Source organism: Staphylococcus sp. GDX8P80P (assembly GCF_017893095.1).
Taxonomy (GTDB): Bacteria; Bacillota; Bacilli; order Staphylococcales; family Staphylococcaceae; genus Staphylococcus; species Staphylococcus borealis.
In genome coordinates this window covers 1-10,415 of sequence record NZ_JAESMI010000098.1, presented here as the reverse complement: position 1 = coordinate 10,415, position 10,415 = coordinate 1, and the positions used below count along the sequence as shown (strand labels likewise).

Annotated in this window: 8 protein-coding genes; 1 reads left to right on the top strand and 7 read right to left on the bottom strand. The window is 31.8% G+C overall.

Annotated elements, in window-relative coordinates; genetic code table 11:
- Positions 1-345: 345 nt before the first annotated feature.
- Positions 346-1,578 (bottom strand): acetylornithine deacetylase, encoded by a 1,233-nt coding sequence (locus KA858_RS09015; RefSeq protein ID WP_210135492.1) that lies wholly within the window; start codon positions 1,576-1,578, stop codon positions 346-348.
- 117 nt (positions 1,579-1,695) lie between these two features.
- Positions 1,696-2,391: an SDR family oxidoreductase gene (locus tag KA858_RS09010; protein ID WP_210135491.1), complete on the bottom strand. Its 696-nt coding sequence runs from the start codon at positions 2,389-2,391 to the stop codon at positions 1,696-1,698.
- 189 nt (positions 2,392-2,580) lie between these two features.
- Between KA858_RS09010 and KA858_RS09005 the strand changes: the two genes are divergently transcribed.
- A complete protein-coding gene (locus KA858_RS09005) occupies positions 2,581-2,847 on the top strand; it encodes a DUF1413 domain-containing protein (RefSeq protein WP_210135490.1) in 267 nt (88 codons plus the stop codon).
- Positions 2,848-3,131: 284 nt separating this feature from the next.
- Here KA858_RS09005 and KA858_RS09000 read toward each other — a convergent pair whose 3' ends face one another.
- The 5 genes from KA858_RS09000 to galU form a co-directional block, all read right to left on the bottom strand.
- Positions 3,132-3,323 carry a hypothetical protein gene (locus KA858_RS09000; RefSeq protein WP_053028767.1) on the bottom strand — a complete coding sequence of 64 codons (192 nt, stop codon included), beginning with the start codon at positions 3,321-3,323 and terminating at the stop codon, positions 3,132-3,134.
- 476 nt (positions 3,324-3,799) lie between these two features.
- Positions 3,800-5,068: an MrcB family domain-containing protein gene (locus KA858_RS08995; RefSeq protein ID WP_210135489.1), complete on the bottom strand. Its 1,269-nt coding sequence runs from the start codon at positions 5,066-5,068 to the stop codon at positions 3,800-3,802.
- Between the two features lie 115 nt (positions 5,069-5,183).
- On the bottom strand, positions 5,184-8,048 hold the full coding sequence (locus KA858_RS08990) for a DEAD/DEAH box helicase (protein ID WP_210135488.1): 2,865 nt from the start codon (positions 8,046-8,048) through the stop codon (positions 5,184-5,186).
- The gene (locus tag KA858_RS08985) at positions 8,048-8,443 is read right to left on the bottom strand and encodes a (deoxy)nucleoside triphosphate pyrophosphohydrolase (protein ID WP_210135487.1); all 396 of its coding nucleotides are present in this window, start codon (positions 8,441-8,443) and stop codon (positions 8,048-8,050) included. The genes KA858_RS08990 and KA858_RS08985 overlap by 1 nt, the downstream gene beginning before the upstream one ends.
- A gap of 865 nt (positions 8,444-9,308) precedes the next feature.
- Positions 9,309-10,175, bottom strand: a complete 867-nt coding sequence (gene galU, locus KA858_RS08980) for a UTP--glucose-1-phosphate uridylyltransferase GalU (protein ID WP_210135486.1) — start codon at positions 10,173-10,175, stop codon at positions 9,309-9,311.
- Positions 10,176-10,415: the final 240 nt, after the last annotated feature.

Sequence of the window (10,415 nt, the reverse complement as noted above, 5' to 3'; positions counted from 1 at the left end):
GTTATTATGCACATACATGATTTATGTAATGTTACTTCAAGAAAATACATCAATTTTGATAAGTAGAAATGGTAAAAACATTGTATAGCATTTTACACAGGAGTCTGGACTTGACTAATGATAGAGACATATAATGTCTATAAATAAAATTAATAGCTCTTAAATGCAAAATATAAATTATAATACTTTAAAATTTAAGGGAGCGTACAGTCCACTTCTCTCTACAACTATAAAAAAAGCTATGAAGAAATCTATCGTCATAGTTTTCTTCATAGCTAATCTTAGTATGTTTTATAAAACAGATAGTACTTTATCAATTTAGAAAAACACATTATCTTAAATCTATTATTTTTCTGGATGATCGTACCAATGATTTAAGAAATGATATAGCACATCGCTGTAAGTTTGAAGTTCCGATGCTTCAATCTTCTCATCTACGCTATGTGCTTCTTCTAGACTACCAGGTCCATATAAAATCGTAGGAATACCAAAGTGCGCAGTCCAACCACCATCTGTGACGGTCGTACTCATACCATGTTTTAAGTCTGTGCCATGAACATGATGATGTGCTGATTGTAATTGTTTAAATCCAGGATGTTCTGTAGGTATTGTGAAGCTTGGGAAGATTTCACCTTTGTCTTCAATCATTGATTCGCCGCCCCATTCAAATTGTAATGGGTTCTCACGTAGCCAAATATCCGCTTCAGCCACACGATTCAAGTAATCTTCTATTTCTGCGACAACGTCTTCATAACGTTCATTTGGTAAATAATGTACTGTAATCCATAAGCGACATTCATCTGCAATAAATGCAGGATGGCGTCCACCTTCAATGACAGCTGGATTTATCGTATTTGCACCTGGTGGCATTCCTGGACTATGTTTCATCACTGCCCAATGTTGTTCTAATTCATTTAATGCACGAATAATCTTAGCCATTTTTTCAATGGCACTCGCACCAAATAACCCACCACCTGCATGTATGGTCTGACTACGTGCACCGTCATGAATGGTGTTCTTACTCTTAATCGTAATCCATCCTGTAATTACGCCACCTTGACCAAGTGCCATATTCTCACTGGTATCTAACACTAGTGCTAAATCAGCTTTAGGGCCAATTTCACAGGCACGCTTTGTACCTGCTTCGCCAACTTCTTCGCCTACGACAGACTGTACAATGATATCGCCTTTCGGTTGGCGTCCTTCTTGATGTAACTGTTCAAGTACATAGAATAACGATGCCATGCCACCTTTCATATCACTGACACCACGTCCATATAACCAGCCCTCATTTTCAGTTAATTGAAAAGGCGGATACTGCCAGTTCGAATCATCATCGACTGACGCTACATCAACATGTCCATTTAATATGAGTTTCGGTGCTTCAGGGTCCTCACCCTTTAACGTTGCTACAATAATACTATCATTCTTATACAGTTGTTCTCGTTGAATGCTAAAGCCATAACGTGTTAATAATGTTTCTATCTCATCTTGTAATGGGTCGGTATTACGTCCCGGTGGACTCTCCGTATTGTAACTAACTAGCAATTCCAACAAGTTATAAAGACGTTCCTCCATCTTCGTCACTCCTTTAAATCATAATCCCCCACTACGTCCTTCATTACCAGTGTATCACGATAAGGATTACAAAAAAGGTGTTTCTTGCCAAATGACAAGAAACACCTATGATTATTGTTATACCGGTCGCACAGTCACTTCGTTTACATTGACATGTGCTGGTTGTGTTAGTGCATAAACTATCGCATCTGCTATGTTTTCAGGATCTAGTTTCTTACGTCCACCAAAGTCACTATGTTCTGTCATTGGTGTATCCACCATACCTGGTAAGATGCTTGTCGTTTTAATACCTGTTTTGGCTAATTCCTTTTCTAAGCCATTAAAAATCATCAGTACGGCAGATTTCGTTGCACTATATAAGGCACTGGATTTAGAAACTTCATTCGCAGATATTGAAGCTAAATTCACAACATGTCCTGATCCTTGTGCCTCGAATTTAGGTAATATCGCATTCAGACTATATAGAAGGCCTTTAATATTTGTATCCACCATTGCATCCCATGCGTCAACTTGATAGTCTGTGATTTTAGAAGAGCGCATAAGACCTGCACAGTTAACAAAGATATCGACCTGTCCAAATCTATCGATGGCTTGTGCGACTAATGCATCAACGTCTGTTTGAATGGTTACATCTGTAGGTACAATGTGTACGGCCTCTTCATTTAATGTTTGTGCGACTTGGTTTAATTTATCTTCATTACGTCCAGCTAAGACGACTTTGACACCTTGTGTCACAAGTGCTTTCGCTGTTGCTGCACCAATACCGCTACTTGCGCCAGTAATAATTGCTACGCGTCCATTTAATTCTGTCATTTCACTTCATCCTTTACTATAGATTCATTGAATACATTACCTTATTTCATATACATTAAACCTTCGTGACTGTTCCCGGGAAATATTATCATGAAAATACTGAGAAGAATTGTAATCTTTATGAAAACGTATTAAAGTTAATGTATATACTTAAATCATTGGGCATATAGAAAGATAGGAGGAGACGCAATGACATTTGAAGAACGTATTCAAGCGTTACGCGCTGAAAAGAGTAGAACAAGTTTCTCATTCCATTTCATCGATTTATATAGTGAGGACGAATGGATGAATATGAGTGTGAAACAACGCACACGCCAAGAAAGAGAATTTATCGCACAATTGGACCAAATACCACGTGTAAGAATGCCATTCTCTAGTCAAGAAGGTTATAAATTCAAGTTATATAATCAAGAATACCAATACAATGAAGTTAAGAAGAATTTCAAAGATTTATAATATGCAAAGGGAGCAGGACAGAAATAATGTTTTCTCAAAATTTATTTCATTGTCCTGCCCCAACAAGGATGACTAGGTTTGATAAACGCTTGGTTTAAGCGCATTTTCAAATCAGTCGTTTATTGCAAAAATGATAAAAAGGCTGAGACATTTGAGTATGTCCCAGCCTTTTTCAACACATTATTCCAGAATGATTAGGGGTATATTTATGGTATGCCTTCGACTGCTCACCAACGAAGGCATATAAGGTTCTTGAATGTTAATAGGAGGCCATTCAATTTGAATTAATTTGTAACGAGTGTTTTACGTTCGAGTCCATAGTAATATAGTCGTTCTGCATCAATGTACGGAATAGAATCGATAGTCAAGTAGCCATCTTTAATATCACCGATCATTCCTTGATTAACACCAGTTTTCAAATAAATTTCGTAACTGCCTTCATCAGAAAAAACAACTTCTTCAATTACTTTTCTCATCAGTATCACTTCCCATTACTTATTCCTTACAATTCTTATCATACACCCTTTTAAAAATTTTTAAAGTATTTTGTGATACTTTTCACAAATAGTTCACTTTTTTGAAAATGATAATAATTGAAGGTGCTTATGTATGTGGAATATACATGGCATCCAGTATTAACATTTGCTTATTTTTATTGCGACGATTTCATATAGAAAAAACTATAAAAGTAGTTCTTAGATAGATATTCACTTGCTTAAGTTATTTCGCTTTCCTGCGGGAAAGGCTCAAGCCTGTAGTCTTGAGACACTTTCTTTTCCGCTAGGAGTCTTATAACTTCGCTACGTTATCTATCTAGAACTACTCACCAATGCGCTAAAGCACTTAGGTTCAGAAAATTATACTTTTATGTTACCCCTTTTAACTATGATGTATATTCTATAGTTTGATTAATATGGTAACACTTAAAATTTTTACGATTTAAAATATAAAATCATGGTTTAACATTAAATATTTTAAATTGAATACACTCGGCATTAAAAACTTTCTCTATTAAATCCTCTACACTTTCAAATTCATCATAGTTTTCATATGGATCAATAATATAAAACTTAGGTGTTTTACTATTTAATCCTATAATTCTGAATATCAAATATTTTTGAGGGTTCTCATACATGGCATATATTTCATTTAATGATAAGTAAAAAGGTTCATCCTCTTTTTTAGATTTAGTGGCTTTAATTTCAATATATTTTTCAACTGGACTATCTAAATTTTGAGGATCAAAAGCAGTCATGTCATATCCATATCCGTGCAGTTCACCCATAGACGTATCAATTGTATTAATAAATTGTTCTTGTAAATTTTTATCAGATATATTTTTTTCAATTAAATTCATAAAATATTGATAAGCTAATTTTTCTCCAATTTGCCCCGTTATTTTGTTTTCTTTATGGGCTTTTTCAATATCGTCATCAGTTTGTTTTTTAGTAGAGGTCTTATATTTTTTTGCATATGTGGAAGCTTTGGGTTTATCTATTTGAGACATTTGAATATTTTTATTTTCATTAATACTTTCATTAAGTTCTTTAGTCTCTATTATTGTTACTATTTCCTCAATATTTAATAATAAAGCGTTATATTCATTTATATTAATTTTATTTACTAATCCGTTAAGTAATTTAATCATTTCTTTGTAGTCTGAAACCATCATATCCTCGGTATACACTTCAGTCTCAAAATCATAATACTTATAAATAATTGAACCGTGAGCATATCCACTTGGCAAATCCGATTTATCATATTTACTATCCTTATTATTTGAATAATAAAATCTACCTACTTCAAAGTTATTATCATCCAGATATGACGCTAAATACTTGGAAAGGGCAAGTGCTTTTTCTTTAGCTTTTTTCACACCCAAAGTTTTTTCTTTAATTTCGCTCCAACCTTGATTTAAAGAGAGATATACCCCTTTGACTTCGGGGTGAAATAAATAAACAATGTAGTAACCTTTTTGAGTGCTTTTAGTTATATTAGTGTTAAAGGTAGTAACCCATGGAACCATACTATAATTTCCCTTTCCAACACTTCCAGTAGTTAAAAGGTCTTTACTATTAGATAAATTTTCTAGCTGTTTGGGCAATAATTCTTCAATAATTGATGAATACTTGTCACTTAGGTCCCAATCTTTATTCGTTCTGACATCCTCACTATTTTTCATTTTTATCAAATTCAAAACATTTTTTATATCTTTTATCATCTTGAATCCCTCTAATCATTATGTATATTACATATATTATTATATATTCAAAATAATAAAAGACACCATAGTGCAATTTAAAATCTGACTAATTACACTATGGTGATCGTTAATTTTATTCTTCTACAATATATCTATATATATCATCTCTAATTGATGTCTTCATAGTAAAATTCATTGTTACTACTCTATCACCAATATCTCGAATTTCTTCTTTAGCTGTTCCTTGGATGTATTCTGCTTCTCCTAAATAATAATGAAGTCTTCCTTCAGCATCACTTTTCTTTACAAAAATATAAACTTTTTTATTTTTCTCTTTATGGTTAATAATATCTTGTATTTCATTACTTTTTAATGATGCATTTGCTCTTGAAACCCAAGCTAATTCATCTTGACTTATAAAATGATCTTCATATTTAATATTATCTTCTATATCTTCAGATTTTTTATATGTAATAAATACTGGAATATGATCATCTAACACTCTATAACCATAAATGTTATTACTCATATTTTTTTCATCATTTCTCCAGTTTACTAATTTTAGAAAATCTAATCTCGAATATTGATTATAAAGGATTAAGTCATTCCCTGAATTTTGAAACTTCTCATTATAATATTTAGCTAAACTAATTAAATCGTCTACATATAATTGATATTGCATATCTGCCAAATATTTTTTAAATGAAGCGCTCAAACTATATTTATTTCCATTCTTAGTTATAATTGGACTACCATATCTCGCATGTTCTGCTTGACCAAAATATTCTAATGTTAATATTTTTAAAGAAGTGTTAATATCCTCATTATTAAGATGATTCAATTCATCATATATTTCTTCACCTATTTGACCTTTATTGATTATATATTCAAGTACTAAATAATCCGAATTTTTTAATCCAGGTGATATTTCTCTTGATAAGAAACATAAATTTTTTGTTGCATCATCTGAGAGCTCCAATTGTGTATAGTTATATTTTTTCAAAAATTCATGATAACTGCTAAATTTAGATAATATAACCTGTGGATCAATTGAATTTTGTTTAATAAAGTCCATGAGCAATGGCATACGACCTATTCGCTCTTCGACTGTCTTGAAAGCATCGATAATAATCTTAACACTATTTAATTTAGCATTATCGATTGAATCATAGATTTTTTTCTTAGCTATTTCTTCAAAGTTAATTGTTGATATACCTTCTATTTGATTAGGGTTGCTTAGAAATTGACGGTATGCATTTTTATTTTGTGATTGATTGTCTGATAATGCTATTGGAATGAGATAATTATTTTTATAGTTTCCTATGAAATCTATGATTGTAACATATTCTTTTTCAGAACTTTTTCTCAATCCTCTACCTAACTGTTGTATAAATATAATACTAGACTGCGTGCCCCTTAACATTATAATTTGATTTACTTCCGGTATGTCTATACCTTCATTGAATAAATTGACTGTAACGATATAATTAATTTCACCATTAATTAGCTCATTTGTTACTTTCATTCTTTTATTAGGGCTATCACTACCAATCAATGACTTACTTGGAATATTTCTAGCTGTCAGCATTTCTGCTATTTCAATAGCTTCTTCTTTTCTACTAACAAATATTAAACCTCTTAACTTATCGCCTGAAAAACCGTAATAATCAGCTTTTTCAACTATATGATTAATTCTCTCTTCAGAGGTTAAATCTTTCAAATCTGTAAAATCATCACTTTCTACTCCGTTGTGTACGTAATCCGTCACTCCATAGTAATGAAACGGACAAAGTATTTTACTTTCTAAAGCTTTAGGTAATCTAATTTCATATGCAATATTATTATCAAATAATTCAAATATGTTACCATCATCTGTTCTCTCGGGCGTTGCTGTCATTCCTAACATAAAATCAGGTTTAAAATAGTTGAAAATCATTTGATATGTTTTAGCATCAGTTCGATGTGCTTCATCAAACACAATATAATCAAACTCATCACTTTCAAAATTTTTATAATTATCATTTCTACTTAATGATTGAATAGTTGCAAAAACATATTTTGCAGTATCTTCTTTTTGAGTTCCTGTATATAAACCAAAGGATTGCTGACTTTCATGAGGAAATACTTTGATAAATTCTTGACGCGCTTTCTTTAAGATACTTTCATTATGAACAATAAACAAAAATTTATTAGGTCTATAATTTCTCACATCTAGAGCACATAGAATAGTTTTACCTGTACCAGTAGCTGATATAACTAACCCTTTATGTTCACCTGTCTCTCTTAATTGACTTAAAGACATTAAGGCCTCTTCTTGCATTATATTTGGTTTGATTTCATTTGTTTTTTCGAATCTATTTAATAAAGTGTTTTGTTCATTATTGATTTCAAATAAGTTTTTATAAAGTTTTGGACTAAATGATTGCTCATAGTTTTCGATCCATTGCTCATTTAAAGGTGTACTATTACCCCATAACTCTTCAAATTGATATTTAATGTTGTATATTAAATCTCCATTTTTATGAGTTGATAACAATACATTATGTTCATAATTTACTTTCATCGCAGTTGATGTTAAATTTGAGCTTCCAATAATCATAGAAGAATAGTTATCATGCTCAAAAATGTAACCTTTAGCATGAAAACCTTCAATATCTGTTAAACGTACTTCAACATTATTTAACTTCAATAACTCTTTATACATCTTTGGCGTATTAAATCCTAGATAATTTGATGTAATTAGCTTTCCTTTTATGCCCTTTTTGTTTAAGTCATAGAGTACTGATTTTATACTCGCTAACCCACTTTCAGTAATGAAGGCTACTGAAATATAAAATGCCTTACATTTATTTAACTCATTTAAAATCGTGGTTAATACATTTTGATTTCTATCATTAATTAATATTTTAGGGTTTAGATTGCCTTCATGAACAACATTTTTATCTATAAAACCCTTATTTAAAGACTGCTTTAAATTTTCTACAATATTATTATTCATTATTTTTCACCAGTCGAAATCAATTCGACAGCCGGAATATCTGCTGGCGCCCATTGAAGTGCCTTTAATTCATCTGTATGTAACCATTTGATCTCTTTGTGCTCAGTTAACGTCGGCATTTGATTATTTAAGGTACATTTAAATGTCGTTAATTTTACAATACCAAACTCATATTCATGTTCTGTTGTAGTCACTTTTTCTCCAACTACTAAATCACATTTCATTTCTTCTTTTATTTCTCTGATTAATGCTTCTTTTTCTGATTCTCCAGACTCAATTTTGCCACCTGGAAATTCCCACATTAATGGTAATGACATATTCTCACTACGTTGTGCACATAAAACTTTATCCTCTGAATAAATTATTGCACCAACAACATTTATAACCTTTTTCATAGAAAACACCCACACCTTTTACTTTTATTAATTATAATTTTATCAAAACTTATATGATCATCAATGCTCTAATTTAAAGTTCACATTTGTTTTTCAAAATTTATATCAATCTTTTTAAATTATAATTTTGAAATCATATTACATAATGATAACTCAACAATTTATTGATACTTTCAGTCCATTTTTTGATAACGTATACCTTAATGTTTGGTTTATAATTAACTTACATTAGATCGATCTGATGTACGAGGATATGAAGTCCTTAATTGATAAAATTCGTTAGAGGTTCATCTTAACTGGAGAGTAAGATGGGTCTCTTTCTTTTTTTCTATATTTTTTTGAATGAAGTAAAAAGTTTGATATTTTTAGCTAAAGTTTTGATATCGGGAGAGGTATTCTATTCGAATAATATATTGTACAATTTAAGTGTATTAGATTTATATCTAATACACACAGGTTTTGAAGAGGCTGGGAAATATAACCATTACATATTGTATTTCCCGACAACTCATCTTAGCGGAAACTGGGATGAGTTGGTTTTATAGTTTTTGAAATATTTGTTCATAATACGTTTGACAAGTCAGTCAACTCAACATGAATCAACAGCCTAGATTACGTAATCTAAAGAAGAACCCATAATTCTTTATTCAATGTCAGGATGTATTATGATCGGTGTTTCGAGGAATAAGCTATTACATGATTTTAATTAATACTTACTCTCTGATGCTTTATCTAAGTATTAATTGAAGCGGAATCGTTTTTAGAGAAATATGAGCGTGATGTATGGGGATACATCAAAGTTGAACCCCATAAACATTTAAGCTGATCACTTAAGTGTTTATGGGGTCTTCTTTTGCAATTACGGCTATAATCCTAATTCTTTAATAAACTGAACCAGTTCATCTTTCATCTTTGGATCTTTCAGGGCATACTCGATTGTTGTTTTAACGAATCCTAATTTCTCGCCAACATCATAACGATTACCGTCGAAGTCATATGCATATACAGGAATATCACTATTCATACGTTCAATCGCATCTGTGAGTTGAATTTCGTTTCCTGCGCCTTCTTTTTGTGTTTCGAGGTAATCAAATATTTCTGGTGTTAAGATGTAACGACCCATGATGGCAAGGTTCGATGGTGCTGTACCTTGTTTCGGTTTCTCAACAAATTGTTTGACTTCGTAACGGCGTCCTTCTTTTCCAAGTGGATCGATAATACCATATCGATGTGTAACACTCTCTGGCACTTCTTGAACACCAATGACTGAATGGCCTGTTTCTTCATAAACGTTCATCAATTGTTTAATTGCAGGTGTTTCTGATTCAACGATGTCATCACCTAATAAGACTGCGAAGGGTTCATTCCCTATGAATTGACGAGCGGTATGTATCGCATGGCCTAATCCTTTTTGTTCTTTTTGTCGAACGTAGAAGATGTTTGCTAAGTCTGTTGAATATTGTACTTTCTCTAGTAACTCATCTTTACCTTTGGCTTCAAGAACCATTTCTAATTCTTTTTGGTTGTCAAAGTGATCTTCAATTGCGCGTTTATGTTTACCAGTTACGATGATAATATCTTCAATTCCTGCACGTGAAGCCTCTTCCACTATGTATTGAATTGTTGGTTTATCTAAGATTGGAAGCATTTCTTTCGGCATCGCTTTAGTGGCTGGTAAGAATCGTGTCCCTAAACCAGCAGCAGGTATGATTGCTTTTTTTATCTGTTTCAAACTCAAGTAACTCCTTTGCACATTGTGTCTTTTATATCATTTTTTAGTTTATCACGCTTTGGAAGGCTTTCCTAGTGATAGCCTATGATACCCCCTTGTTTGAGGATGCTTTTAAGTTCTATTCTAGAATTTTGTAACAAATCTAAATCAATATCGTTCGCTATTTAAAACACTCATTATATCTTTCTTTGGTATTGCTATCTATACTTATAATCTATGGTTAATAAAGAGTCTGGGACA

What these genes read in the sequence shown, in the direction of transcription:
- KA858_RS08990 (WP_210135488.1), bottom strand. Translation starts at nt 8,048, where the DNA reads ATGAATAATAATATTGTAGAAAATTTAAAGCAGTCTTTAAATAAGGGT.
- KA858_RS09010 (WP_210135491.1), bottom strand. Translation starts at nt 2,391, where the DNA reads ATGACAGAATTAAATGGACGCGTAGCAATTATTACTGGCGCAAGTAGC.
- KA858_RS09000 (WP_053028767.1), bottom strand. Translation starts at nt 3,323, where the DNA reads ATGAGAAAAGTAATTGAAGAAGTTGTTTTTTCTGATGAAGGCAGTTAC.
- KA858_RS09005 (WP_210135490.1), top strand. Translation starts at nt 2,581, where the DNA reads ATGACATTTGAAGAACGTATTCAAGCGTTACGCGCTGAAAAGAGTAGA.
- KA858_RS08985 (WP_210135487.1), bottom strand. Translation starts at nt 8,443, where the DNA reads ATGAAAAAGGTTATAAATGTTGTTGGTGCAATAATTTATTCAGAGGAT.
- KA858_RS08995 (WP_210135489.1), bottom strand. Translation starts at nt 5,068, where the DNA reads ATGATAAAAGATATAAAAAATGTTTTGAATTTGATAAAAATGAAAAAT.
- KA858_RS09015 (WP_210135492.1), bottom strand. Translation starts at nt 1,578, where the DNA reads ATGGAGGAACGTCTTTATAACTTGTTGGAATTGCTAGTTAGTTACAAT.